The following is a 26,562-nucleotide window of genomic DNA, read 5'->3' as shown; positions in this document are numbered from 1 at the left end:
ATAGAGCCCATCCTCATAGGATAGAGTAGATCGGATGCGAAGGCATGCGATAAATCTCTTGTACAAGGGGGGCAAAAACACATGGGATGCTATAAAGGACAAAATGAAGGCGGATGTCGCCGTCGTAATTGTTGTTGGAACTTCAATTTCTGCTGTGATTGGGACAAATTCCTATTCGGTAACCGCTGCTGCTGCAGACGCAATCGCTGTGAAGGCAATCGTGGAGGCTGCAGAGGCAAAGGGAACGACCACGGCGGATGCAGGCGCAATGAAGGAAACAGAAACCACGGGTGTAAGGATTGGTAAGAACTGAATAAACTAAAGCAGCCTCTTTGATAAGAGGCTGCTTTTTTTGACTTATTTAATTCCCTTCATGTAGGTCTGGATCTTAGGACCGATCAGGAAGAGGATGAGGCCTAATACGATGGACACACCACCGATGGTACCGAAATACACATTTTCTGTTGCCGGCGAGTAGAATCTGACGAGCTGTGCATTCAACGCCTGTGCCGCAGCAGGTGCAAGGAACCAAAGGCTCATGGTTTGTGCAGAGAAGGCTTGAGGAGCAAGCTTCGTCGTCGCAGAAAGGCCGACAGGCGAAAGGAGCAGTTCCCCGATGACAACGATGAAATAGCTTAGTACGAGCCAGATCGGATTCACTAGTCCGCCATCAGGAGTAAAGTAACCCGGGATGAGGATGACCAGGAATGAAAGACCTGCAAAGATCAGACCCCATGAGAATTTACGCGGGATGATCGGCTGGCGGTTACCAAGCTTCACCCATAACCATGCAAATACCGGTGCAAGGAGAAGGATGAACAATGGGTTAAGGGATTGGAACCACGCAGGTGAGATTTCAAATCCGAAAAGATCGAGCTGTGTCTTTTTATCAGCATAGGTCGCAAGGATGGTTGCACCTTGTTCCTGGATGGACCAGAACATGACCGCAGCAATGAAGAGCGGGATATAGGCGATAACCTGAGAGCGTTCCTGTGTCGATGTTTTAGGGCTGTAGTACATGATCAAGAAGTACGCAAGAGGTACTACCACACCGAAGATTCCGACAATATTGATGAATACATTCAGCGTGAAGATTCCGGCTGGAATGGTCCACCCAAGGATGATGGCAAGGACGATCACGACCACTGCCGACATCCAGCCATATTTCTTTTTCTCGGCTGCTGTCAGCGGGTTTGGCACATACGTACCGGCAAGTCCCAATGTAGAACGTTTGCTTACCATGAACACGACAAGTCCGAGGAACATCCCGATGGCTGCTGCCGCAAATCCCCAGTGGAAGCCGTAGTTCTTTTGAAGACTACCTACAACGAGTGGTGAAAGGAATCCACCAAGGTTGATCCCCATGTAGAAGATACTGAAAGCCGAGTCTCGGCGTGTATCTTCCTGACTGTACATTTCACCGACGACGGTTGAGACGTTCGGTTTAAGTAACCCAGTACCGATGACAATCAGTACCATGGAAACGATGAACATGGAGAAGTTCCCCGGGAATGCAAGGGCGATATGACCGAACATGATGAAGATCCCGCCGTAGAAGACGGCCTTCGATGTTCCGAATACCCGGTCGGCGAGCCAACCTCCGATGACCCCTGACATATAAACCAGGGAACCGTAGATGGAAACGATGGCTAGAGCAGTACCTTCCTCGATGCCCAGCCCGCCTTTTGATACCTCGTAGTACATATAATATACAAGGATGGCTTTCATACCATAGTATGAAAAACGCTCCCAGAACTCTGTGAAGAATAATGTGAACAACCCTTTAGGGTGACCGAAGAACCCGGTCTGAGGTACACTTTCCACAATTTTCTGTTTATTCGTTGATGACATATTACTACCTCCTTATTCTTTTACTATAATATTTTAAGATTTTTATAAAGTCAAAAAGAAATTAATAAAATTTTAATTATACCAAATATTTCTATAAATTACTAATATTAATTCGTTTTTGAATTGTTAAACTATTTTGAAAGCGCTTCACACGCAAAAAAGAATAAATTCGCCCGCCCAGGGTAATAGGGCAGGCGATGGAATCATTATTCTTCAAAAATATAGGAAATGGCTTGAAGTGCCTGATCAATGGTCGAGACCGTCGCATCTGCCCGCTGGGAAATTTCTTTCAGCGGATGGTGAAGCTTTTCCGGACGGATCAGGATCAATGGCTTGTCCTTCGCGAGGGCAATGCCGGCATCCATGGCTGAATTCCACTGTTTGTACTCTTCTCCGAAGTAAGCGATGACGATGTCTGCCTTTCCCATCAGGATCTTGGTGCGTAAGTTATTGAAAGCCGAAGCCGCTTCATCTTTCAAGATGGCGTTCGGCTGGGTGCCGAGGATTTCTTCCCCGATGGAATCAGATCGGTCATGGTTTTCCATAGGTCCTGAGAACTGGATGTTCAGTCCCCTTTTCTCCGCTTCGTTTTTGACATCATCCCTCCAGGCACTATGTATCTCCCCTGCCAGATATACCGTTAATTTCACTGTGATCATCCCCTATCTGTTACTGTTTCCTACACGATTTACCCCATCCGAGTCAAAATTAACCTTTCTTCCCAGTAAAAACAGCATACCTGTAAGAAAACGGGTTGTCATTAGGACTATGTGAGGGTATCATAAGCGTAGGTTTAGCAGAAAAAAGGAGGATGACGGAGAATGAAGCGTAATTTACCGGTTTTATTCATTCTTGCCCTTACATTAGCAGGGTGCAGCACCTCAATTGACGAAGAGAAGGATAAAACGGCGAAAGTCGTAGAAGATATGGTTAATCATAAGGTAGAACCGAAAGAGAACGCCGGGGACATGGAATTTTACCTGCCCTTCGGTGCCGAAGTGGAAAAAGAAACCTCTCATAATGTGATCATCAAAAAGGGGGCGGATACGTTTATCCTCTTTAACAACCCCCAGGAAGATAAGGACAGCGACCTTCTATATAAAACGTCTCTTGAAGATGAATCGGACGTGGTGAAAAAAGGAACGGTCCAAGGCAAGGATGGGTTGGGGTATTACATCATCAAGAGCATCCCCGATTCAGAAAAATATGAACTCATCGTCGGGGTAGGGGGCACGAAGGTTTCCACCCAGTCAGATGAAGGCGATCTGTCTGATCATGCGAAAATGATGATGAAGATGGCCACTTCTGTTAAGGGTTCCTGAGATCTGATCATTACGATCGGATCTTTTTTTGTGTGGATATTTATCTGGACAAATGATACATGTGTCTTTACACTAGTAAAAGACTAATGGTTGAAAGGGGAACCAGTATGAAGGAATGGCTTGCTCGGAAAGGGGTTAAGCCCTCAGCGAGGGTTTATTTTATAGATGCATTGAGCTACATGGCTCTTGGATTATTCAGCTCCCTCATCATCGGCCTGATAATGAAGACGATCGGGGAGCAGGCAGGGTTTCTCCCTGAAGGATTGCAGCAATTTTTGATCGAGATGGGAGGGGTAGCCTCTTCCATGATGGGGCCAGCCATCGGTGCAGCCATCGCCTACGGGCTCGGGGCCCCGCCACTCGTGCTCTTCTCGGCAGTCGTCACGGGGGCAGCCGGTGCGGCACTCGGTGGACCGGCCGGTGCTTATGTGGCGGCGGTCCTGTCTGTGGAAGTCGGTAAGTTGATCAGCAAAAGCACAAAGCTCGATATCATCGTCACTCCGTTCACCACCATTCTGACAGGGTTTGCGGCCGCTTCTTTCATCGGACCGGGTATTTCGACATTCATGACCATGTTCGGCGGATGGATCAGCTGGGCGACAGAGCAGCGGCCGATCCTCATGGGGATCCTTGTGGCCATGCTCATGGGTCTGGCCTTGACGGCACCGATCTCAAGTGCGGCCATCGCCCTCATGCTCGATCTGAACGGAGTGGCTGCAGGTGCAGCAACAATCGGCTGTGCCGCCCAGATGGTCGGGTTCGCTGTCATAAGCTACAGGGAGAACCGCTTTGGAGGTCTGCTCGCTCAAGGGATCGGGACCTCGATGCTGCAGGTGCCGAATATCATACGCAATCCCCTCATCCTCCTGCCTCCGACACTGGCGGGCATGATCCTAGCCCCGATCGGGACGACGATCTGGGTGATGGAGAATAATGCGGCGGGAGCCGGTATGGGGACAAGCGGATTGGTCGGTCAGATCATGACGTTCCAGACCATGGGATTCAGCTCGGGTGTCCTGATCCAGGTCCTCGTATTGCATATCATTGGACCTGCCATCATCAGCCTGTTAATATCTGAATATATGCGTAAACTAGGGTGGATCAAACCCGATCAATTAACGCTGGATATTGGAGGTAAGTAACATGCGAAAACTGGCATCAGAAGAAGAATTTCATGAGTTGAAGGCGAACGGGAAGCATGTATTCATGTTCTCTGCAGATTGGTGTCCGGACTGCCGGATCATCGAGCCGATCCTGCCTGAAATCGAGAGCGAGTACGAAGAATTCACGTTCATTTATGTGGACCGCGACCAGTTCATCGATATCTGCATCGAACATGATATCTTTGGTATCCCGAGCTTCCTCGCTTTCGGAGATGGTAAGGAACTGGGACGTTTCGTCAGCAAGGACCGTAAAACCAAAGAAGAGATCGAGAATTTCATGAATCAGCTTGGCTAAGAGGATCGAAAGGAATTCCCCGTTGGAGGAATTCCTTTTTTTTCTGCCTGGTTACACTGAAAGAATCCGACAGGCTTGTGGCGTCAGAATGGACAGCGCGGACAATTCGCGATTTTCTTTTGAAATTCGGCGCTTTTCATGTAAAATAACAGAAGCGAGATCGCATACGGAAGGAGGTCACACCATGGATACAAAAAAATTAAAAAAACAACTTCAGGAACGGCTGCAGTCACCTGACCGCCTGATTACATATGACCGTGAAAAAGAAACACTCCGCATCGAGCGGAAAGACACAAAGAAGGGGATGACGGTTGCACTTCCCCCCATTGTTTCCAAGTGGAAGGAAAACAACAAGACGATCATCGATGAAGTGGTCTACTATGTAGAGGAAGCATTGAATGCCATGGGCGAAGAAAAGGCAAACAAACATGAACAAAACATCTTCCCTGTCATCCGGTCCACTTCTTTTGCAACGGAATCACCTGATGACATCCCGCTCGTTACCGATGAACATACAGCCGAGACAAGGATCTATTACGCACTCGATTCTGGAAGTACCTATCGCTTGATCGACGAACGGATGATGAAATCGGAAGGGTGGACACGTGAACAGCTTAAGGAAATCGCCCTCTTCAATGTGAGACGTCTTCCGACTGCCATGAAAAAGGATGAAGTGGCCGGAAATACATTCTATTTCCTCAATCAAAATGATGGTTACGACGCGAGCCGGATCCTGAACGAATCCTTTTTGCGTGAAATGAAGGAAACTGTCTCAGGGGAGATGACGGTATCTGTTCCCCACCAGGATGTGTTGATCATCGGGGATATGCGCAATGAAACCGGCTATGACGTCCTTGCCCAAATGACCATGAGCTTCTTCACCAACGGGAATGTTCCCATCACGGCACTATCCTTCGTGTACGATGAAGGTGAGCTAGAGCCGATTTTCATCCTGGCTAAAAATCGTAAAAAAGAAAGGGAGTAGCATACATGAACGTATTTTATAATCTGGAGGGCATCGGTGATACCCTCATCATCACAATGGACCCGACATTCGAAGGAACCGTCGGTCATGAAAGAAAAGGTGATGCAGCACGCCTGTTCAATGAAGAAACGCATGAAACAGTCGGTTACAATCTGTTCAACGCTTCCACTTACTTAACCCTTGAGGCAAAAGGTCAAGTGGAGATGGATGACGAGAAGCTGAAGAGCATCAACGATGCCATCGCCAAAAACGGCTTTGAAGATGTTCTGAAAGGGGACTTCACCCCTAAGTTCGTCGTCGGGTATGTAGCAGAAAAAGAAAAGCATCCCAATGCAGACAAGCTCAATATCTGCAAGGTGGAAATCGGTGACGAAACGCTTCAAATCGTCTGCGGTGCACCGAATGTCGATCAAGGACAAAAAGTAGTGGTAGCCAAAGTCGGTGCCGTCATGCCGAGCGGAATGGTCATCAAAGACGCAGAGCTGCGCGGCGTGCCTTCATCAGGCATGATCTGCTCTGCCAAAGAACTCGACCTGCCGGATGCTCCACAAGAAAAAGGAATCCTCGTCCTCGACGATCAATACGAAGTAGGACAAGCGTTCAAAGGATAATGGAATGTTGGCCCGGGCCTTTTATGGTCCGGGTTTTTGTTTGATTGATGAATCTTTTCCTCTGTCCAGCTCCGGTGGCTTGAGGCTCGAGGTCATAAGTCAAAGATCTCAAAAAGGCACAGAACGCCTTTCCGGTGTCTTCGCCTTATGCTTGTCGCGCCCCCTCCGCTTTTCTATCTGTCTAGCTCCGGCGGGTTGCCCCTCGAGGTCATAAGTCAAGCCACCCAAAAAGGCCAAGAACGCCTTTCCGGGTGGCTCGCCTTATGCTTGTCGGGTCAGCCCAACCCGCCTTCGCTTTTCTTCATGTCCAGCTCCGGTGGCTTGAGGCTCGAGGTCATAAGGCGAAGATCTCAAAAAGGCCAAGAACGCCTTTCCAAGATCTTCGCTTTATGCTTGTCGCCTCAGGGCAAGCCCCCTCCGCTTTTCTTGTTACATTCTATTTACATGGATGTTGGTTTCGACACATTTTTCTAACAATGTTCATTTTGTGGTGAAATGTCTCGAATTTTTCCGTTGAACTGATAGAATAATAGTAAGTATGAAGGAAAGAGTGATTGACGTGAGTTGGATTAAGAAGATTATCGGGAAATTTTCTGATGTTGATGATAGTTATGAAGAATATGTGGAAGATGAAGTGCAGCGCCCTGTCGGAAAGCAGGCTGGGAGTCCGGCGGCTCCTTATCAGCGCGATGTCGAAGCACGGATGACCTATCAATATCCGAAGGGGAATTTCCGTTTTCCTTTGATCGGTGATGGGGAAGGTGGGAGCCGGGAAAGACGGACCCGGGATCGTGATAAGAAAGAAGTCACGGAAAAGCAGCCCGTACGCCCTAAGCGTGAGAAAGAACGGGTGGAACGTCCCCGTAAGGAGGTACAGCCCAAACCTGTACACCAATCAACGTCCGCACCGTCTAAAACGGTCACTTCAAAAGTACAGAAAGGGAAGGGGACCAGACCGTTCAAGCCGACGGAAATCCCTTCACCCATCTATGGATTCAGGGAGCGGCCGATCAAAAAGCAGGAAGTTGAGTACGAACTGGGCAATTTTTTACATAGTCATCCTCCGGAATCGGTCAATGTGCCGGATGTGAGGGAGGAGCCCCTGCCCGTTCGACCTGTCCATCATGATGTACCGGAGGTCGAAGCCCGAACGGAAGAAGCGGTGGACTTTGAATTACATGAATCCAAGAGCCCTTCAGATGAATATGATGTGGCGCCGATTACCGAAACTGTGACAGAAGAAAGTTCAGAAGATCTGTCATCCACAGTTGCTGACGAAGAGGTTTTCGATGCGGCAGGAACATTGGACATGACGGATGCCCCCGCACCTATCGGGGTTGTTGAGGAAAGGGAAGACGCCCGGTTTGAAGATCAAGCAGAATCAGCTCTTTCCGATGAGTATGTAGAACACGTCACCCCGGTTGAGAACACGGAAGAAGATAACGCCACTTTGCATGCAGGATCCCCAGAAGAAAGGACTGAAGCTATTTCAGAACATGATGCAGAAGCAGAGAGCGCCATGCCTGTAGAGGAGTTCCAGGAAGAACGGAAGCAGAAGAAACGGACGCATCTGCCGTTCAATGTCCTCATGCTGAATCAGGATAAGCGGAGCATGTCCGAGCGCCGGCAACAGCCGGCTCCTTCTCCCAACGTGAGGGTTCAACGTCCACAGGTGGAAGAACCTGTGGAGGAGCAACCTGAACGTCAACATGAAATGGAACAGACCGTGGTCCAAGGGGAGGAAGCCGTAAAAAGCTATAGTGAGCTCAGCTCTTCCACCAAGACGTTGAATGAGTACGAGTTTCCGAGTCTGGAATACCTGAATCCCCCCGTATCCAAAACCATGAGTGAAGAGTGGTTGGACACCCAAAGTGCACTCCTCGATGAGACCCTTCTGAACTTCAATGTAAGGGCGAGAGTCGTGAATGTGACTCAGGGGCCGTCGGTCACCCGCTTTGAAGTGCAGCCTGAACCAGGAGTTAAAGTGAATAAAATCACCAACCTTTCTGATGATATCAAGCTGAGCCTCGCTGCCAAGGATATCAGGATCGAAGCGCCCATCCCTGGTAAGCATACGATCGGCATCGAGGTGCCGAATCGGGACAGCCGTCCAGTATGCATCAGTGAAGTCATTGCGAGCCCTGCTTTCCAAGAAGCGGACTCTCCGCTTACAGCTGCACTCGGTCTTGATATTTCCGGTCAGCCCATCGTGACGGATCTCAGCAAGATGCCACACGGACTGATTGCCGGGGCCACCGGTTCAGGTAAGAGCGTGTGCATCAACTCGATCCTCGTCAGTCTTTTGTACAAATCATCGCCTGATGAGTTGAAGATGATGCTGATCGATCCTAAGATGGTGGAACTCGCTCCTTATAACCGGATTCCCCATCTTGTCAGCCCTGTCATCACCGATGTGAAGGCTGCAACCGCCGCCTTGAAGTGGGCCGTCGAAGAGATGGAGCGCCGCTACGAGCTCTTCGCCCATACCGGAGTAAGGGACATCAAGCGATTCAATGAGCTTGCCACAAAGAACAAGCAGTATAGTGATAAGCTTCCTTACCTTGTGATCGTCATCGACGAGCTTGCCGACCTGATGATGATGTCGCCTGCAGATGTGGAAGAGGCCATCTGTCGCATCGCCCAAAAAGCTAGGGCGTGCGGGATCCATCTCATCATTGCGACCCAGAGGCCTTCAGTCGATGTCATTACCGGTCTGATCAAAGCCAACGTACCGACCAGGGTCGCCTTCTCCGTCTCATCTGCCGTCGATTCACGAACCATCATTGATGGAAGCGGAGCAGAACGACTGCTGGGGCGCGGAGATATGCTGTTCTTGGAAAATGGGTCTTCCAAGCCCGTCCGGCTGCAAGGGACCTTCGTCTCCGATGACGAAATCGATGACATTATCTCCCACGTGAGGGACCAGCGTGCACCCCATTATCTTTTCGAACAGGATGAACTCCTGAAAAAGGCACAGGTCACGGAAGAAGAAGATGAATTATTCCTTGAAGCATGTGAATTTGTCGTCGATCAGGGGGGAGCCTCGGCATCCTCTCTTCAGAGGCGTTTCCGTATCGGCTATAACCGTGCAGCGAGATTGATGGAAATGATGGAGAATAATGGTATCATCTCTGAAGCAAGGGGAAGCAAGCCGAGGGATGTGCTGATCTCCGAGACAGAGCTGGAGACGCTCGTCTGAGTGGAAGCATAAGGTAATATGTGGTATCCTGTTGGTGACTTGATTGGAATGTGTCACTGACAGGATCCTCTTTATTTTCCTGGCAGTTTCAGATGATCCCCGCGGGGGTACTATACCAAAGGGTTTCACCAGACGGGGAGAACAACGAGTGGATAGGTGAGCAGAATGGACGCAGAGAGAGGTTTACTGGATTTGACGGAGTACCGTCACCGTAAACAAATGATAGCAGAGGAACAGACCCGTGCGGTTTATGAGTCCGCCAAGGAGTTCTGTCGGCACGAACCAAATATCCGGGAAATCGTCAGGGCGAAGATGATCTTTACCAAGCGATTTGCCCCGGTGGAAACAGACAGCCTTACTGAAGACGTATTTTCAGAATGGCTTTTATTTGATTACAAGACGATCAAGGGGACCACACTGTTCTTTCAGTTTCTCCAGACCCAGGCCCTTTCGCCTTCACAGAAGACCTTGGGGGCTGTGATGATGACCCTGCCGTGGGAGCCTGTATCGGTTGAACCTGAGAGCGATGACGCCCTCTGCATACCGTTATTGGGCGATCACCGTGAGTGTTCCCGATTGAGGGGTAAGACCAGTTTGAAGAAGGACAGGATCTATTTTGTGAGGAAAGTCCCTCTGGTCACCCATGAGTGGATACTAGGTCCCGTCTTTGAAGCGGGATCGCCTGATATTGTGGATACGATGAAGACGCGATACGGTCAAAGGTATCAAGAAAATGGTGGTTTATGGAGGGCATTCCTGAAAGAAGAAGCGCCGGAATTCATTCTAACTGACTGAAAATTTCCTTCTTCATGGTCACAGTTTTTAAAAGGTGGTATAATGTTTCAAGTTGACAGTGTTCACCATTGGTCCTTAATGGCAAAAAAATCATGATTTCATATAATGTTTTTAAGATAGACGATTGTTGGAGGTTCTATTATGACGATATATCATTTCGTAGGAATCAAAGGTTCGGGCATGAGCGCATTAGCCCAGATCCTTCATGATATGGATTATCAGGTCCAGGGTTCCGATGTAGAAAAATACTTTTTCACCCAAAAAGCGTTGGATGATGCAAACATCAAAATCCTTCCTTTCCAAAAGGAAAACATCGGCGGAGATATGCATGTGATCGCCGGAAATGCATTCCCCGACACACATGAGGAAATCGTGGCAGCCAAAGAACTTGGCCTGCCTGTGACGCGTTACCATAAATTCCTCGGTGACTTCATGCAGGAATTCACAAGCGTAGCCGTCACGGGAGCACACGGGAAGACATCCACGACAGGTCTCCTCGCACACGTGATCAGAGGGGCGAAGCCGACTTCCTACCTGATCGGTGATGGAACGGGTAAAGGAGAAGTGGATGCGAACTACTTCGTATTCGAAGCATGTGAATACCGACGTCATTTCCTTTCATACTACCCTGACTATGCCATCATGACGAATATCGACTTCGATCATCCTGATTACTTCGCCAATATCGATGATGTATTTTCTGCATTCCAGGAAATGGCCATGCAGGTGAAGAAAGGGATCATTGCATGTGGGGATGATGAACAGCTTCAAAAGATCCAGGCAAGGGTTCCCGTTGTATTTTACGGATTTGCCGAGGAGAATGACTTCCAGGCACGCAATGTAGCCCATGATGAGAACGGAACATCATTCGATGTGTTCGTACGCAATGAATTCTATGCGTCATTCAAGATCCCGACTTACGGAGATCACAACATCCTGAACGCCCTGTCTGTCATTGCCCTTTGTCATTACGAGGAGCTTGATACGGCTATCGTACAGGAAAGACTTCAAACTTTCGAAGGCGTCAAACGCCGTTTCTCTGAGAAGAAGGTAGGCGGACAGATCCTTGTGGATGATTATGCCCACCATCCGACCGAGATCACAGCCACCCTTGATTCGGCCCGCCAAAAGTACCCGAACAAGGACATTGTCGCTGTCTTCCAGCCGCATACGTTCACAAGGACGCAGACATTCCTTTCAGAGTTCGCTGAAAGCCTTCAGCTTGCCGATAAAGTGTATCTGTGCGAAATCTTCGGCTCTGCCAGGGAAAATCACGGAAAGCTTTCCATCCATGATCTTGAAACCAAAATCGATGGATGTGAAATCATCGATGAACGTGATACAACCGCTCTTCTTCATCATGAAGACAGCGTGCTGATCTTCATGGGCGCAGGGGACATCCAGAAATTCCAGCAGTCCTATGAATCCGTTCTGAACGAACAGGTGGCAGAATAATTCTGCATACATTAAAAAGCCATCCGCGAATAATCGCGGATGGCTTTTCCTATGCTCATTTCAGGTTTTCGGGATTCAATCCTTCAAGTTCGGGGATGACGAACCGTCCATCTTTCCTGATAAGGACATCATCGAAGTAGATCTCCCCGCCACCATATTCAGGGCGCTGGATCATGACCATATCCCAATGGATATTGGAATGGTTGCCATTATAAGCATCTTCATAGCATTCACCAGGGGTGAAATGGAAGCTGCCGTCGATCTTCTCGTCAAACAGGATGTCCTGCATCGGATGCTGGATGAACGGATTGACACCGATGGCGAATTCACCCACATAGCGTGCTCCTTCATCCGTATCGAAGATCTTGTTGATCCGGTCTGAATCATTCGCTTCCGCTTCTACGATCTTCCCACCCTTGAACGTAAGCTTGACGTTTTCGAATGTAAAGCCGTTATAAGGCGACGGCGTGTTGTAGGAAATCACACCGTTGACCGAGTCCTTCACCGGGGCACTGTATACTTCCCCGTCAGGTATATTCAACCGGCCGGCGCATTTGACCGCTGGTATATCCTTGATGGAAAACGTCAGGTCCGTGCCTTCCCCTGTCAGGCGCACGCGATCCGTCCTGTTCATGAGATCGGCGAGGCTGTCCATGGCCGCATCCATCTTGCTGTAATCGAGGTTGCATACATCAAAGTAGAAGTCTTCGAATGCCTCGGTGCTCATTTTGGCTAGCTGTGCCATGGATGAAGTCGGATAGCGGAGCACAACCCATTTTTTCTTCGGTACTCGGATCTCCCTGTGGACCTTTTTGCCGATCGTGTTGCCATGGATCCTCATCTTATCGTCCGGCACATCGGATTGCTCGTTGATGTTATCTCCAGAGCGCAAACCGATGTAGGCGTCCATCTGGTCCATCTTCCGTGCTTCGAAGTCGGCCATCATCTCATATTGTTCTTCTTGTGCACCCATGAGGAGGGAGCGGTCGACAGCTGCGTCCTTGAGGGTGACGAACGGGTACCCGCCTGCTTCATAGGCTTCCTTTACAAGGGCGGTGACGAGTTCGCGCTGCAGTCCGAAGTTCTCGATCAGCACTTTTTCGCCGGGTTGGAGTTGGACGGAGTAATTGATCAGGTTCTTTGCCAATTTTTGAATTCGTGGATCTTTCATTGTGTTTCCCCCTCTTTATGTATTCCCTTCTATTTTACCCTAAATGCAGCAACCATGCGTCATCTGCCGTTTTGAATATACAGATATTTTTTTGAAAGTAAAAAGAGGAATTATGAGAGAAAAGGAAGAAATACTAGTATAATGTTTAATGAATTCATATGAGGGTAAAGAATTTCTATACATGGAGGTGTAGCAGATGGAAATCATTCTTTATCTTAGTGTCGCAGTTATCGCGGTGGCATTCTTCGTCCTCGTGATCAGCCTCATGAAGACATTGAAGTCCCTCGGGACGACGCTCGACAGCGTTTCGACGACCCTGAACGGCCTGGAAGGGCAGCTGCAGGGAATCACGAAAGAGTCTACTGAATTGCTACATAAAACGAATCTTCTTGCAGAGGACATCCAAAAGAAATCCGAAGACTTGAATACGGTCGTTTATGCAGTGAGGGATGTCGGACATTCGATCCAGAACCTGAATACGTCTGTGAAGAAGGTCAGCACAAACATCTCGTCTGAACTCGAACGTAATCAAGGCAGGATTTCCCAGGTGGTTCAGTGGGGCAATACGCTGATGGAACTTCGGGGCAAGTGGAAAGAACGGAAGGCTGTTGAACAACCTCCCGTACCTGCAACCGATGACATCGGCGCAAGGGAAAAAATGATAAAAAGAGCCAGATCTTATAATTGAGAGGGGAATGAACATTATGACACAGCAGTACAATCAGCAAAATCCAAATCAAACCAATGACAGCAACATCAACTCAAAAGATTTCATCATCGGCACGTTGATCGGCGGTATCGTCGGGGCTGCAACCGCTCTTCTGGTCGCTCCAAAATCCGGTAAAGATCTTCGCAGCGATATCAACGAACAGGCAGGCAACTGGAAAGAAAAGACTAGCCAGTGGAAAGACACGGCCGTTGAAAAAAGCAATGAATTGGCTGCAGCTGCCAAAGAGAAATCTTCTTCTTTGACAAAGACGGTTCAAGAGCAGTCCAACCAAGTAGTCGGTAAAATCAAATCATACCGTTCCGGAAGTGCTGAAGGTGAGGAAGAAGTACCTGCAGAAACGGGCGATGTGAATCAAAAGCTTGAAGAAACGAAAAAAGCCTTTGATGAAACAGAAAAAACATACAACAACTGATTTCGCTAACGCGTGATCATTGATTGAAGGAACGGTGAAGTGATATGATGACTTCACCGTTTTTATTATGCTGAAAGGAAGTTGGATAATGAAAAAAATTGAAACCGTACAAGAATTCGAAAACCTCGCAGAGAGTCAGCCCCGCTTTTTCTTCATGAAGCACAGCCTGACATGTCCGATCAGCGGCAATGCGTTCAATGAGTACCAGTCGTTTTTAAACAAACACGGGGAAGAAGAGGGCTACTACCTCGCTGTTCAGGAATCAAAGGAACTATCCAATCATATCGCGGAGAAGTTCGGTATCAAGCATGAGTCTCCTCAGGCCTTCCTTTTCATCGACGGGAAACCGGGATGGAATGCTTCCCACTGGAACATTACAGAAACAGAACTTGATAAACTATAATCTGCATCCACAAAAAAGCCTGAGAGGGCTTTTTTGTTTTCCCCCTGACTGACGAGCTTGTGCCAGGGTTTACTTTCTTGTCGAAAGGGAAAGGGTTTATATAACGATAATTCAAGGAGGAACACAATCCAATGAATTCAACGAGAACCCGTTCGAGAAGTGGAAAGTTGATGAAAGGCATCATGCTCGGCGCTGCAGTAGGCGGAGCCATTGCCATGCTTGACTCTGGCACCCGACGGAGGGTGGCGACGAAGACGACGTCATGGAAGGATTCCACCATGGGCATGGTGGATCGTGTCCGGGAGGATCCTTCCGGGGTGATGAATGATTGGCAGGGACGTTTGAAATCGGCTTCTGCTGTCCTGAAGGATGCCATCAATGATGCCCAATCCCTCTACGAAAGAGTCAGTGATGACATTATTGAACCAGTGAAGGAGCAGTCTTCGGAGCTCATCGCATCGACCAAGGACGCCGCTGAGGACCTCCAGGAAATCGGCATGAAGGTGAAGGAAGCAGGGGAAGAAATCAAGGAGGATGAAGGGGCTCCAACGGCCTCTTCTGATCAAGAATCGATTCATCCTGTTGATCGTCCAAGCCCCGTTCCTGGTAAAATCGGTTCATGACGGAATATACCTCATGAAGATCAAAACGCCGCGAACCCCTGTAATGGGGTTCGCGGCGTTTTATTTGGCCGTATTTACTATCTGACTTTAATCTCAGGCCAGACGATCTCTAGAAGGTCGCCGTCCCGGATTTCGTCGAAGAAGGTTGTTTCCAGTTTGTTTCTCAAGAGGAGGAAGCTCCCCCTGGTGTTTTTCGGCATGTCGATTTCCACGAAATTAAACACGTCCTGGAAAATGAATGGTGATTCTTCCGACTCTTGGACCGTAAGCTCATCCCCTGAGAATACCAGGTCTTTCCCGGATAACTCAGCCCCGTTCCTTTTGACGGTGGTGAAGACTTTTTCAAGTGTTACATCTTCCCCGTTGAAGGAGATGGTAATCGACTTCGTAAGCAGCATCTTCTTTTTGTTCAGGAGGAGTCCGAGGGTCGGTTGTGCTGGAGCCTCGAAAGTGAGGCGATCCAGATGGTGGACCATGGCAGTCGGTTTCACTTCCTGTCCGTTACGTAACATCTTCCCGTTAAAAGCGGGGAAATACGTCTCTTTTCCGTTCAAGGAGAGATGGAAAGGCCTCAAGGAGGAAATCCAATCATGGTAGCCGAGCTGTGACAGGGCGTCAGCGATCGTTTCGATAAAGGTGATGTCGACGATGTCCCCATCTTTCAGCACGGTCTCTTTCCCGGAAGGAACTCCGTTTAGCATGATATCCGGTTCCAGGATGAGTTCCCGTTCCTGTAGATAGACCCGCTTCCCAGAACCCTCATCCATGAGTTCCCCTATGGTCACGACGGGTTCGTCGCCATCCCTTCCCTTTTCGACGAGGAGACGGTCCTGATTCCCGACCCCCTCGTCAAACGAACAGGCCTGATCGTTTTTGAACAGGGAAGGGGGTTCCCCGGGACTTCCAGGTAGGGATAGTGTCTGACCGTTGACCGTGACGGAAATGGCCTTGCCTGGCTTGCCGTGCAGTTCCTGGACTTTGACTCCGGCAGAGAGGATGCAGTCTCCCACCGTCAGATTCTTAACTTCGAACATCCGAACGGCATGCCCGTTCACATCCACCGTCACATATTGAACGGGAGTCTCTCTTGCGGCGATGGCAATACCGATCGGCGTGACCAGTTCTGGACCTTTCAACATATGACCTTGAAGCTTCACACGCTGGATCGCTTCCACTCCCCTGACCGCTGCACGGTTCTCAGGCAGGCCGAGGACAGAGGCAAGCTTGGTGGGAAGACCCGGTGTCAGACTGCCACCGCCGACGAGCATCACGGCCTGCGGTGCCTTCATGTTGTTCAAACGGAGGATTTCGTCCGAGATTTCTTTTGCCAGGCGCTCTATGGATGCTCCGATGCGACGGAGTACCTCATCGGACGGAATGACGGTTTCAAACCCGAGGATATCCGTCACTTCGATGGAAGGAGAATCATGGAGCTGCCGCTTCGCTTTTTCCGCAAGGGGGAAGTCGAGGAGCAGTTCCCTGCTGAGTGCTTCCGTGATTTCATCCCCGGCTGTCGGCACCATCCCATACGCTGTGACCGTTCCGTGGTTCGTCAGGGCGACATCCGACGTACCGGCCCCCACATCGACGAGGGCGACATTCAACCTTCGCATGGACTGGGGGATCAAAACGTTGATGGCAGCGATCGGTTCAAGGGTGAGGGCTTCCAATTCAAGTCCGGACCGTTGAAGTGCAGCAAGCAGTGAATCCACGACGACCCGCGGAAGGAAGGTGGCAATGATCTCCACGCTCGCTTCATCGCCCTGTTGGTCGATGAGGCTCCCGATCTCTTCTCCGTCCAGGCGGTAGTAGAGCACGGAGTACCCCACGCAATAATAGTGATGACCTGCATCATCGCCGGCAGCTTTCGCCTGCGCCTCTTGGACAGCACCGAATTCAAGATGGAGCACATCGTCTTTCTTTAGGAGCGGCTTGCCTTTGATGGAAGAGGTGATGGAGGCCGTTTCGGTTCTCAGGGCCCTTCCGGCAGCCGCGACGCATACTTTCCTCAGAGGGCCGTGTGCATCTTCGAGACGGCTCTTGATCGATGTAATGACGGCAGCTACTGCAGGTACATCGTGGATCTGTCCGTCCAGCATGGCCCGTTCCCGATGCTCCTCTATTAAAATATCACTCACCTGAAAATGGTCATCCATTTCTTCCATGATGATGCCCACCACTGAGCGTGTACCGATGTCCAGTGCAAAGATTTTTTGATTTTTTTTCACCATTCATTCACCTGCTTTAGCCCAGTCTCATAGTATACTTAAATACTTTAACGCTTAAAAGCGTTTAATCAAAAAAGAATTTCTTCGTGACATTTGAGATATGTTCTATTATAATAAGTTTCAACATCAAAAATGTATCATACTTCCTTAAAACTATAACAGGTTTTACGTATGAACAGGAAAAAAAGAAAGGGTGCTGTATTGTGAGTAATCAAGAGCTCGATCAATTAAGGAATCAAGTCGACGAACTGAATCTGAAACTACTGGACATCATCAATGAGCGGGCCAAGCTCGTTCAAGAAATCGGGCGTGTCAAGGAGACACAAGGAGTATACCGCTTTGATCCTGTTCGTGAACGGGGAATGTTGAACCTGATCAAAGAAAACAATGACGGTCCGTTGAAAGACTCGACTGTTGAACATATTTTCAAGGAAATATTCAAAGCAGGATTAGAACTGCAGAAGGATGACCATTCGAAGGCCCTTCTTGTTTCCCGTAAAAAGAAACCGGAAGATACCATCGTGAATATCAACGGAGAAGCCATCGGAGATGGAAATCCTCACTTCGTATTCGGTCCATGTGCCGTGGAATCTTACGAGCAGGTGGCAGAGGTGGCGAAAGCCGTCAAAGCAAAAGGCCTGAAGCTTCTCCGCGGGGGAGCATTCAAACCGCGTACGTCCCCTTATGACTTCCAGGGACTTGGAATGGAAGGCTTGAAGATTTTGAAGAGGGTTGCCGATGAGTACGGCTTGGCGGTCATCAGTGAAATCGTCAATCCGGCTGATATCGAGCAGGCTGTCGAATACATCGACGTCATCCAGATCGGTGCCCGCAATATGCAGAACTTCGAACTTTTGAAAGCAGCAGGGGCTGTTAAGAAGCCGGTCCTATTGAAACGCGGTCTTTCGGCAACAATCGAAGAATTCATCAATGCGGCTGAGTACATCATTTCACAAGGGAATGGAGACATCATCCTATGTGAGCGTGGAATCAGGACGTACGAGAAAGCAACCCGTAACACCCTTGATATCTCCGCGGTGCCGATCCTGAAGCAGGAAACGCATCTTCCGGTATTCGTAGACGTGACCCACTCTACAGGACGCAGGGATCTCCTTCTCCCGACAGCAAAGGCGGCCCTTGCCATCGGCGCAGACGGTGTCATGGCAGAAGTGCATCCTGACCCGGCGGTCGCCCTGTCCGATTCTGCCCAGCAGATGGATCTCGATCAATTCGATACATTCTACAATGAGGTATTCAAAGGAAGAACAATCACAGTATAATCAAGGAAGAAATGGACGGATCCTCCTTTTGAGGGTCCGTTTCTTCCGTTTTCATGGAATTTTTTTCACGAATTGATGCAGAGTCATTGCAGGAATAAATATACTATCGTATGATTATGTACGTGATTGCAGATAAATATACTGTATACACTAATCGAACTTATGAGTGGATGCTAACTTGTGCATAATGTAACAAAGTCCTGTAATCGCTCTCCAGGTTTATTTGGTGTAAAATAAGGTAAATGGTTATGAGTAAAGGAGCGTGTTTGCAATGAACGTGACAATATATGACGTAGCAAGAGAAGCAAATGTATCAATGGCCACGGTTTCACGTGTGGTCAACGGAAATCCCAACGTAAAGCCTGCAACAAGGAAGAAGGTACTTGAGGTCATCGATCGACTCGGCTACCGTCCGAATGCGGTTGCACGTGGTCTTGCGAGCAAGAAGACGACGACTGTCGGAGTCATCATCCCTGATATCTCCAACATCTTCTACGCGGAGCTTGCCCGTGGGATCGAAGACATCGCCACCATGTACAAGTACAACATCATCTTGAGCAACTCTGATCAGAATGCAGAGAAGGAGCTTCATCTCCTCAATACGCTGCTCGGGAAACAAGTGGACGGCATCCTGTTCCTCGGTGGACATATATCCGAAGAACATGTACAGGAATTCGAGCGTTCACCAGTGCCGATCGTCCTTGCTGGAGCGGTTGAAGAGACAAATAAAGTCCCTTCCGTCAACATCGACTACAAAGCGGCGACTTACGATGCCGTGAAGGATCTCCTCGATAAGGGGCATGAACGCATCGGATTCGTAAGCGGTCCGTTCCATGACACGATCAATATGAAGTTCAAGCTTGAAGGATACCGTGAAGCCCTTGCGCAAGCAGGAATCGAATACAATGATGAATTGGTCATCGAAGGGGAATACACGTATGATTCAGGACTTGAAGCATGGCAGAAGTTCTCTGAGCTATCGGACAAGCCGACTGCCGTCTTCGTAGGGAATGATGAAACGGCCCTCGGTGTCGTACACGGCGCGCAGGATGCCGGTGTTTCCATTCCGGATGAAGTGGAAATCATCTCGTTCGATAATACACGACTTGCCCTCATGGTACGTCCGCAGCTCACGTCCGTCGTGCAGCCGCTTTATGATATAGGTGCCGTGGCCATGAGACTCTTGACGAAGTACATGAACAAGGAAACGGTCGATGAAGCAGCCGTTGTGCTTCCTCATCGCATCGAATACCGTAATTCAACCAAATAATGCTGTAAACTGGTTAGATAGGTCTGGAAGGCTGATCCTGCCTTCCGTCCTCTTTTGACCGGAAGGCAGGATTTTATTTTTTTTGCAGGGAGAGTCATGATGAAGAAGCTTGATATGCTTACACCTTTAGGCGTCGTCTTGGGGATTGTATTCGTCGGTGTCGCCATCCTTACCAATGCAGGTCCCGATAGTTTTGCATCCTTTATCAATATTCCATCCATCCTGGTGGTCATCGGCGGCTTGATCGGAGCCATGCTGGTCAGCTTTTCCTTCAGTGAATTGAAGCAGCTGGGAAGAGTGATGGGAGAGTCGTTCAAGGTACAGGAACATGATACACAAGACTTGATTTCCACATTTGTGTCCCTTTCAGACAAAGCGAGGAGGGAAGGGCTTCTTTCCTTGGAAACAGAGGTCGAAGAAATCAAGGATCCGTTCATCAGGAAGGGAGTCCTCCTTGCCGTGGATGGAATCGAATCGGATGTCATCACAGATATCCTGAATACCGAGATCATTGCCCTTGAAGAGCGTCATCGCAAGAATAAGAGACTGCTAGATAAAGCAGGGGAGTATGCTCCTGCATGGGGGATGATCGGAACTCTGATCGGACTTGTCCTCATGCTCCAGAACCTCAGCGACCCGTCATCCCTCGGACCCAATATGGCCGTTGCCCTGCTGACGACCCTGTATGGGACGCTGTTGGCCAACCTGGTCTTCATCCCCATGGCATCGAAGCTTGCCATGAAGACTGAAAAGGAAGTGTTCATGAAGCAGATCGTCATCGAGGCCGTGATGGGTCTCCAATCAGGGCAAAACCCGAGGGTCCTTGAAGAGAAGCTGACGGTCTTCCTATCAGGAGAAGAATTGACTACATATCGATTGAAGGAACGTGATTCCGTTGATGAGGCGTAGGAGTAAGGAAGAAGAATCTCCCCGGACTCCTGCCTGGATGGTCACATTTTCGGATATGGTCACCCTGATCCTCGTATTTTTCATCCTGCTTTTCTCCATGTCGCAGATCGATAAGGGAAAGTTCGAATCCATCGTCGATTCATTTCAGGGTGCGTCCATCATTCCGGATGGAAGTACAAGTGATCTAGATGTGGTCTTGAAAAATGTGAAGGCCTATCTGAAGGAACATGATATGGAAGATGGCATCAAGGCTGAACGGACGGACAGGGGTGTCGTCCTCGTTCTTCAAGAGCAGGCCCTTTTTGAAACAGGGGATGCCGAAGTCCTTGACTCTGCCTTTCCTTTCCTCGATATGGTCGCAGGGCTTCTTGAAGAACTGCCGAACAAGGTGGACGTGGAAGGACATACTGATAATCGCCCCATCTCCACCTATCGCTATCCATCGAACTGGGAACTTTCAACCGCCAGGGCCAGCAGTGTCATCCGGTACCTGGTGAACGAAAATGGACTGGATCCTGAGCGGTTCATCGCCATCGGCTACGGAGATACCATGCCTGTGGAACCGAATGATTCCGATGCCCATATGCAGAAGAACCGCAGGGTGGAGATCATCGTGACCGATCCTGCCTACAAAGAAAACTAAAAAAAGAGTGACGTCCATTTTCATGAACGTCACTCTTTTTTATATTGTCACCTAATCGATTATGTGATAAAGTTAGATAGATATGCGCTGTTAATTAATTTAGGTATTAGTTATCCTTATTATAATTATACAGTGCAAACACGATTCGTGTCAACCCTTATCTAAACGATTCCGAGGAGTGAATGCTATGAATGCCGAGTACAAAAAAGAGCAACGCCGTGTCGATCATGTGCTGGAGGAGATAAACGGTGAAATTGAAAAATTGAAAGAAGAAACCTCCAGGCGTAAACAGGAAGTGATTCACACGCGCAAACATTTCTGGGATGAAGTCAAAGTGAATACGGACAGCTTCGATGACTATTTGGAGACGATCATCGGTCTTCGCCAGGAGGCTCAGGCCTTGTCCTCCAGTCAGAGCAGCCATAGGCACGCTTCTAAGCGACTAGCCACTCTCGAGAGAATGAAAAGAATTCCATACTTCGGACGGATCGATTTCACAGAGGACGGAAATGAATCAGAGGAAAAGGTCTATATCGGCGTATCGTCCCTCACTGACGAAACCGGTGAGAATTTCCTGATCTATGATTGGAGGGCGCCGATCTCAAGCGTCTATTATGATGATCAGCCTGGGCCAGCTGCTTATGATACACCCGGTGGGGTCATCAAGGGAGAATTGAACGGGAAGTGGCAGTACCTCATCCGTGAGGGAGTACTAGAATCCCTTTTCGACACCAGTCTCACCATCGGTGATGAGATCCTTCAGCAGGTCTTGGGAAGAGGAAAAGATCAAAAGATGCACAGCATCGTAGCGACCATCCAACAGGATCAAAACCGGATCATCCGCCATGATCAAGGAAAACTCCTCATCGTCCATGGTGCAGCGGGCAGCGGGAAGACGTCGGCAGCCCTCCAGCGGATTGCTTATCTTCTCTATAAATACAGAAATCGAATCGATGCGGATCAGATCGTCCTCTTCTCCCCGAACTCCCTCTTCAGCCGGTATGTTTCCAATGTACTGCCGGAGCTTGGGGAGGAAAACATGCAGCAGGTCACCTTCCAGGAATACCTGGATCACCGGCTCGGCGATTCTTTCGCTGTGGAGGACGCGTATGATCAGCTTGAATTCGTCCTTGGGGGTCACGCTGACCCTCTTTATCCGGATAGGCTTTCCGCCATCCGTTATAAAGCTTCTGCAGATTTTATCCAGTCGGTCCTTGCTTATCGGAGCACATTGGATACAGACGGTATGGCTTTCAAGGATGTCGTCTTCAGGGGTGAACCGGTGGTGACGGCCGAGGAAATCCGGGAACGCTTTTATCAAACATCCCTGGATCTCAGGTTTTCGAATCGACTCGAAGCTCTGCAGGACTGGATCATGAAGAAGTTGAAGGAGGTAACGCGCCGGGAGAGAAGGAAGCCATGGGTGCAGGATGCCATGGAGATGCTGAGTGAACAGGCCTATCACAATGCGCGGACACATCTGGCACTGAGGAAGGGATATGAACGTGAAGCGGTGGGGGACTACGAAGTAGAGCCCGATCAGCTGGCACGATTGATCGTTCAACAGAAAATGAAGCCGGTGCGCAACGTTGTCAGGGAATTTGGATTCATTGACTTTGTGGCCATTTACAAAGGTCTTTTTGACACCCTCGATCAGACCCATTGGAAAGGCATCGGCGCATTAACGGCAAAAGCCATCGATGACGGGCACCTGTACCATGAAGATGCCACCCCATTCCTCTTCTTGAAAGAATTGATCTTGGGCTTCCAGATCAATAGCTCCGTCAGGCATCTTGTCATTGATGAGGCCCAGGATTATTCACCGTTCCAATTCGAGTTCTTGAAGCGCATGTTCCCCGCTGCCAGGATGACGGTCCTCGGTGACTTCAATCAGGCCATCTTCTCCCACGCCAGCGGGCAAGCGGATTTCCGCATGCTGACAGGGTTGTATGGTGAAGGGGAGACAGATACCATAAGCCTCAAGAGGAGCTACCGGTCGACGAAGCCCATCATAGAATTTACCCGGACGCTCATTCCTGATGGTGATGATATCATCCCATTTGATAGAAGCGGAGAAACACCATCACTTGAATGGGTGTCAGACCGGGCAGGACTGCATCTCGCCGTCCGCTCAAAAGTCGAACATTACCGTGATGCGGGCCATGAGAGCATCGCCATCATCTGCAAAACGGCGAGAGAGAGCGCCGAGGCATTCAGTGCCCTTTCCGACTTTGGTGATGTCACCCTCCTCACAAAAGGGACGCTCGAACATGATCAAGGTATCGTGATCGTACCAGCGTACCTTTCCAAAGGCATCGAGTTCGACGCCGTCATCATCTATGATGCATCAGAGGGCTGTTACGGGACAGAAGATGTGCGCAGGCTCTTTTACACTGCCTGTACACGTGCCATGCATGAACTGCAGGTCTACACACTAGGAGAACCGAGCCCCTTTCTGAAAAAGGCCATGACAGAGGGTCTGATCAGGACCGGGGATAGTGTACGATAATGAAAAAACCGATTCCTTTTTAGGGGGATCGGTTTTTTTGTTGTTCCTTCTGTCTTTTTTACAACATAAAGCTTCCCGGCATTGTGAAAGAAAAAACGCAGCGGTCAATCTGCTGCGTGAATGTCTTCAGCCAGTTTCATGACCCGCTCCTTTTCCGAGCTGCTGACGGATCGGGTAGAGGGCCTTATCCACATTCTGCTTATTCTTCTCTGTGATCTCTGCCTTCCTTGGAATGGGTGTGTAAATTCCCGGCGGATCCATCCAGTCCCTTGGCAGCGTGATACCGGATTTCGTTTTCCAGCGATCATACCAAGCGGAAGGAAGGGTGCCTCCGACGGTCCTGCCCGTCATTTCAAGCCAGATGAACGACCAGGCCCTGGGCACCACCCGCCATATGTCGTATCCCCCGCCGCCTACAGCAATCCATCTGCCCTCACAGTACGTGTTGGCAAGTTCGTGTGCAATACGGGGGATTTCACGGTACGTCTTCATGGTGGTGGAAAGATGGGTGAGGGGATCATAATAATGGGCATCCGCTCCATTCTGGGTCAGTATCACATCCGGTTTGAAGAACTCGGCCACCTCCCGGATCGAGGATTCATAGGCATACAGGAATGACTCATCCTCGGTGAACGCATCCAGGGGGATGTTGAAGGAATATCCATAGCCCTTCCCGTGCCCCCGCTCATTCACATTACCGGTCCCCGGGAACAGGTAGCGTCCCGTTTCATGCAGGGAAAGGGTGCAGACATCGGGATCATCATAAAAGGACCACTGAACCCCGTCTCCATGGTGGGCATCTGTATCCACATAGAGGACCCTTGCTTTGTACTTTTCCTGAAGGTATCGTATGGCGACGGAGCTGTCATTGTAAATGCAGAAGCCCGAAGCCTTTCCCTTGAACCCGTGGTGAAGGCCTCCGCCAAGGTGGAGGGCGTGCTTGGCCTTGCCGCTCATCACCTGATCGACCGCTTCCAGGGCACCGCCCACCAGGAAGGAGCTGGCCTCGTGCATGCCCGGGAAGATCGGCGTATCCTCGGTGCCGATTCCGTAGCTCTCTGCCTGCTCTGGGGGAAGCTCCCCTTTTCCAGCTTTCTTGATGGCTTGAATATAAGCCGCATCATGGTTCAATTGGAGCTCTTCCTCTGTGGCTGCCCGTGGCTTAACGATTTCATCCTCTTCGATCGCGCCGGATTCCCTGAGTAGATCCAGGGTGAGGGTCAAGCGCATCTGGTTGAATGGATGGTTATCGGAGAAGCGGTAGCCGAGGAGGTCATCGGAGTAAATGAAGACGGAATCCTTCATGACGGCATTCCCGGCATGTTCGGCCATAACACGCTATATCCTTCCGATTTGATCTCCTCGATGACGCGGGTGGGATTCATCGTCTGGACGCGGAAGACAAGGACCTTCTGCTTTTCATCCTGTTTATCGGGATACACAAGGACACTCAGGATGTTCGCATTATGCTTGCGGATGATCCCGGCCACTTCGTAAAGGATGCCTGCCCTGTGAGGTACCTTTACTTCGATCTGGGATCCCGGCTGATTGGCACCGGTCAACTGAGTGAGGGTATACAGCAGATCGGTTTCCGTGATGATCCCCACCAGCTTATCGGCCTTCAGGATCGGCAGGCAGCTGATACGATGTTCATAAAAGAGCGCGGCCACTTCCTCGACGAAGTCCAAGGGATGCCCGGTGATGACCTGCTTCTGCATGATCTGCCTGACAGGGTTTTTCAACGTGAAATCAGCAGATTGTTCATTGAGGATCGACGGTGCCGCGTCTTTGACGTCCCTGTCACTGATGATCCCCAGTATCTTCATTTCATCATCCACAATCGGGATATGCTTGATTTTCTTCTCCCTCATGAGTCTGATGGCGGTTTCGATTGAGTCATCCGGTCTGAGCGTTTCTACGTTTGATTTCATGATCTCTTCAATGATCATGGTCGCTTCCCCCTTTGGCTAGTACATAAAACGATTCATGAATCGGAGCTGATCGAACTGTTGGATGGAGTCGGGGTCCACGCGCTCCCCGATACGCGCCATGAGGCAGTTCGCAGGATGGGAGCTGATCTCCGGATCATCCGTCGCGAAGTATTCCAATCCTCCGGCGTTCATCATCTTCTCCATCACTTTCCGGTATTCCCACACATTGAGACCCGTCCCCTTCAGATCCCAATGCCAATAATATTCAGTTGTGATGATGATGAAATCCTCCATATGGTCATCCATCATGGATACGTTCAGAAGGGTTTTGCCGACCGAAGCCCCCCGGAACTTCGGGATCACTTCAATGGCACCAAGCTCGATGAGATTTTTCATTTTCCCCTGTGACCAGCGCTCGAGGGGGTCAGGGTAGAGATATGTAACATAGCCCACCACCTGATTCTCATCCCGTGCGATGATGATCCTTCCTTCCGGGAGCTGGGCGATTTCAATCAAGGCTTTATGCTGCTGGGGAGCAGGCCTGAATGCGGTCAGGTCTTCATGGAAATCGAGTTTGGCCAGCTCTTCGGACGAGATGGGTCCCTCGACGACGATCCTGCCTTTGGTTGTCTTAAGTTCTGTTGCATTATAGGTCATTTTAAATTCCATGTGGCCACCACCTATTGATTTTCCTCAGTATCAGTATACATGAAAGAGATAGCGCTTTCATGACTTTTCTATCATTCTATCTCCAATCGTTATTCTGGAATATTTTAA

General features: G+C 49.5%; 25 protein-coding genes. 18 read left to right on the top strand and 7 right to left on the bottom strand.

Annotated elements, in window-relative coordinates; genetic code table 11:
• The first annotated feature begins 34 nt into the window (after window positions 1–34).
• Entirely contained in the window at window positions 35–313 is a 279-nt protein-coding gene (locus K6T23_RS16245) for a hypothetical protein (protein WP_056534834.1), read from the top strand.
• 44 nt (window positions 314–357) lie between these two features.
• On the opposite strand, the gene K6T23_RS16240 is transcribed toward K6T23_RS16245, so the two are convergent.
• Both K6T23_RS16240 and K6T23_RS16235 read right to left on the bottom strand, forming a co-directional pair.
• The gene (locus tag K6T23_RS16240) at window positions 358–1,851 is read right to left on the bottom strand and encodes a peptide MFS transporter (protein ID WP_056534836.1); all 1,494 of its coding nucleotides are present in this window, start codon (window positions 1,849–1,851) and stop codon (window positions 358–360) included.
• A gap of 206 nt (window positions 1,852–2,057) precedes the next feature.
• A complete protein-coding gene (locus K6T23_RS16235; protein WP_056534838.1) occupies window positions 2,058–2,501 on the bottom strand; it encodes a YtoQ family protein in 444 nt (147 codons plus the stop codon).
• 171 nt (window positions 2,502–2,672) lie between these two features.
• On the opposite strand from K6T23_RS16235, the gene K6T23_RS16230 reads away from it, so the two are divergent.
• The 8 genes from K6T23_RS16230 (at window position 2,673) to murC (ending at window position 11,676) form a co-directional block, all read left to right on the top strand.
• Window positions 2,673–3,173, top strand: a complete 501-nt coding sequence (locus K6T23_RS16230; protein WP_238281771.1) for a hypothetical protein — start codon at window positions 2,673–2,675, stop codon at window positions 3,171–3,173.
• A 107-nt stretch (window positions 3,174–3,280) separates the two neighbouring features.
• Window positions 3,281–4,315, top strand: a complete 1,035-nt coding sequence (locus K6T23_RS16225) for a PTS sugar transporter subunit IIC (protein ID WP_238281770.1) — start codon at window positions 3,281–3,283, stop codon at window positions 4,313–4,315.
• A gap of 1 nt (window position 4,316) precedes the next feature.
• Window positions 4,317–4,631, top strand: a complete 315-nt coding sequence (locus K6T23_RS16220; protein ID WP_056534843.1) for a thioredoxin family protein — start codon at window positions 4,317–4,319, stop codon at window positions 4,629–4,631.
• A gap of 184 nt (window positions 4,632–4,815) precedes the next feature.
• Window positions 4,816–5,616, top strand: a complete 801-nt coding sequence (locus tag K6T23_RS16215) for a DUF1444 domain-containing protein (protein ID WP_238281768.1) — start codon at window positions 4,816–4,818, stop codon at window positions 5,614–5,616.
• A 5-nt stretch (window positions 5,617–5,621) separates the two neighbouring features.
• Complete coding sequence (gene ytpR, locus K6T23_RS16210) at window positions 5,622–6,227, top strand: YtpR family tRNA-binding protein (protein ID WP_056534847.1); 606 nt, start codon at window positions 5,622–5,624, stop codon at window positions 6,225–6,227.
• A gap of 559 nt (window positions 6,228–6,786) precedes the next feature.
• Complete coding sequence (locus tag K6T23_RS16205; RefSeq protein WP_238281766.1) at window positions 6,787–9,426, top strand: DNA translocase FtsK; 2,640 nt, start codon at window positions 6,787–6,789, stop codon at window positions 9,424–9,426.
• A gap of 165 nt (window positions 9,427–9,591) precedes the next feature.
• Window positions 9,592–10,221, top strand: a complete 630-nt coding sequence (locus tag K6T23_RS16200) for a hypothetical protein (RefSeq protein WP_238281764.1) — start codon at window positions 9,592–9,594, stop codon at window positions 10,219–10,221.
• Between the two features lie 141 nt (window positions 10,222–10,362).
• Entirely contained in the window at window positions 10,363–11,676 is a 1,314-nt protein-coding gene (murC, locus tag K6T23_RS16195) for a UDP-N-acetylmuramate--L-alanine ligase (protein WP_053426306.1), read from the top strand.
• A 55-nt stretch (window positions 11,677–11,731) separates the two neighbouring features.
• Here murC and K6T23_RS16190 read toward each other — a convergent pair whose 3' ends face one another.
• Complete coding sequence (locus K6T23_RS16190) at window positions 11,732–12,847, bottom strand: aminopeptidase (protein WP_056534853.1); 1,116 nt, start codon at window positions 12,845–12,847, stop codon at window positions 11,732–11,734.
• 196 nt (window positions 12,848–13,043) lie between these two features.
• Between K6T23_RS16190 and K6T23_RS16185 the strand changes: the two genes are divergently transcribed.
• The 4 genes from K6T23_RS16185 (at window position 13,044) to K6T23_RS16170 (ending at window position 15,015) form a co-directional block, all read left to right on the top strand.
• Window positions 13,044–13,535, top strand: a complete 492-nt coding sequence (locus K6T23_RS16185) for a DUF948 domain-containing protein (protein WP_056534855.1) — start codon at window positions 13,044–13,046, stop codon at window positions 13,533–13,535.
• Window positions 13,536–13,551: 16 nt separating this feature from the next.
• Window positions 13,552–13,989: a YtxH domain-containing protein gene (locus K6T23_RS16180; protein WP_238281762.1), complete on the top strand. Its 438-nt coding sequence runs from the start codon at window positions 13,552–13,554 to the stop codon at window positions 13,987–13,989.
• An 88-nt stretch (window positions 13,990–14,077) separates the two neighbouring features.
• Entirely contained in the window at window positions 14,078–14,392 is a 315-nt protein-coding gene (gene ytxJ, locus K6T23_RS16175) for a bacillithiol system redox-active protein YtxJ (RefSeq protein WP_056534859.1), read from the top strand.
• 131 nt (window positions 14,393–14,523) lie between these two features.
• Window positions 14,524–15,015, top strand: a complete 492-nt coding sequence (locus K6T23_RS16170; RefSeq protein WP_053426311.1) for a YtxH domain-containing protein — start codon at window positions 14,524–14,526, stop codon at window positions 15,013–15,015.
• Between the two features lie 77 nt (window positions 15,016–15,092).
• Here the strand turns inward: K6T23_RS16170 and K6T23_RS16165 are convergent, their stop codons facing one another.
• Window positions 15,093–17,246 carry a cell division protein FtsA gene (locus K6T23_RS16165; protein ID WP_238281761.1) on the bottom strand — a complete coding sequence of 718 codons (2,154 nt, stop codon included), beginning with the start codon at window positions 17,244–17,246 and terminating at the stop codon, window positions 15,093–15,095.
• Between the two features lie 200 nt (window positions 17,247–17,446).
• On the opposite strand from K6T23_RS16165, the gene K6T23_RS16160 reads away from it, so the two are divergent.
• The 5 genes from K6T23_RS16160 (at window position 17,447) to helD (ending at window position 23,854) form a co-directional block, all read left to right on the top strand.
• Window positions 17,447–18,523, top strand: coding sequence for a bifunctional 3-deoxy-7-phosphoheptulonate synthase/chorismate mutase (locus K6T23_RS16160; RefSeq protein WP_238281759.1), 1,077 nt, complete (start codon window positions 17,447–17,449; stop codon window positions 18,521–18,523).
• 271 nt (window positions 18,524–18,794) lie between these two features.
• Entirely contained in the window at window positions 18,795–19,793 is a 999-nt protein-coding gene (gene ccpA, locus K6T23_RS16155; protein ID WP_238281757.1) for a catabolite control protein A, read from the top strand.
• Between the two features lie 99 nt (window positions 19,794–19,892).
• Window positions 19,893–20,702, top strand: coding sequence for a flagellar motor protein MotP (gene motP, locus K6T23_RS16150; RefSeq protein ID WP_056534863.1), 810 nt, complete (start codon window positions 19,893–19,895; stop codon window positions 20,700–20,702).
• Window positions 20,703–20,739: 37 nt separating this feature from the next.
• Window positions 20,740–21,345 carry an OmpA family protein gene (locus K6T23_RS16145; RefSeq protein ID WP_238281755.1) on the top strand — a complete coding sequence of 202 codons (606 nt, stop codon included), beginning with the start codon at window positions 20,740–20,742 and terminating at the stop codon, window positions 21,343–21,345.
• A 187-nt stretch (window positions 21,346–21,532) separates the two neighbouring features.
• On the top strand, window positions 21,533–23,854 hold the full coding sequence (gene helD / locus K6T23_RS16140) for an RNA polymerase recycling motor HelD (RefSeq protein ID WP_238281753.1): 2,322 nt from the start codon (window positions 21,533–21,535) through the stop codon (window positions 23,852–23,854).
• A gap of 126 nt (window positions 23,855–23,980) precedes the next feature.
• Here the strand turns inward: helD and K6T23_RS16135 are convergent, their stop codons facing one another.
• The 3 genes from K6T23_RS16135 to K6T23_RS16125 are packed head-to-tail and all read right to left on the bottom strand — an operon-like array spanning window position 23,981 to window position 26,454.
• Window positions 23,981–25,186, bottom strand: coding sequence for an acetoin utilization protein AcuC (locus K6T23_RS16135; RefSeq protein WP_238281751.1), 1,206 nt, complete (start codon window positions 25,184–25,186; stop codon window positions 23,981–23,983).
• Window positions 25,156–25,803, bottom strand: a complete 648-nt coding sequence (locus K6T23_RS16130) for an acetoin utilization AcuB family protein (RefSeq protein WP_056534869.1) — start codon at window positions 25,801–25,803, stop codon at window positions 25,156–25,158. Before K6T23_RS16130 ends, K6T23_RS16135 begins: the two co-directional genes overlap by 31 nt.
• Before the next feature lie 18 nt (window positions 25,804–25,821).
• On the bottom strand, window positions 25,822–26,454 hold the full coding sequence (locus K6T23_RS16125; RefSeq protein ID WP_053426317.1) for a GNAT family N-acetyltransferase: 633 nt from the start codon (window positions 26,452–26,454) through the stop codon (window positions 25,822–25,824).
• Window positions 26,455–26,562: the final 108 nt, after the last annotated feature.

The sequence above is a fragment of the Rossellomorea marisflavi genome, from assembly GCF_022170785.1.
Taxonomy (GTDB): domain Bacteria; phylum Bacillota; class Bacilli; order Bacillales; family Bacillaceae_B; genus Rossellomorea; species Rossellomorea marisflavi_B.
Note: the sequence above shows the minus strand (reverse complement) of the source record. Positions and strands in the feature narration are given on the sequence as shown.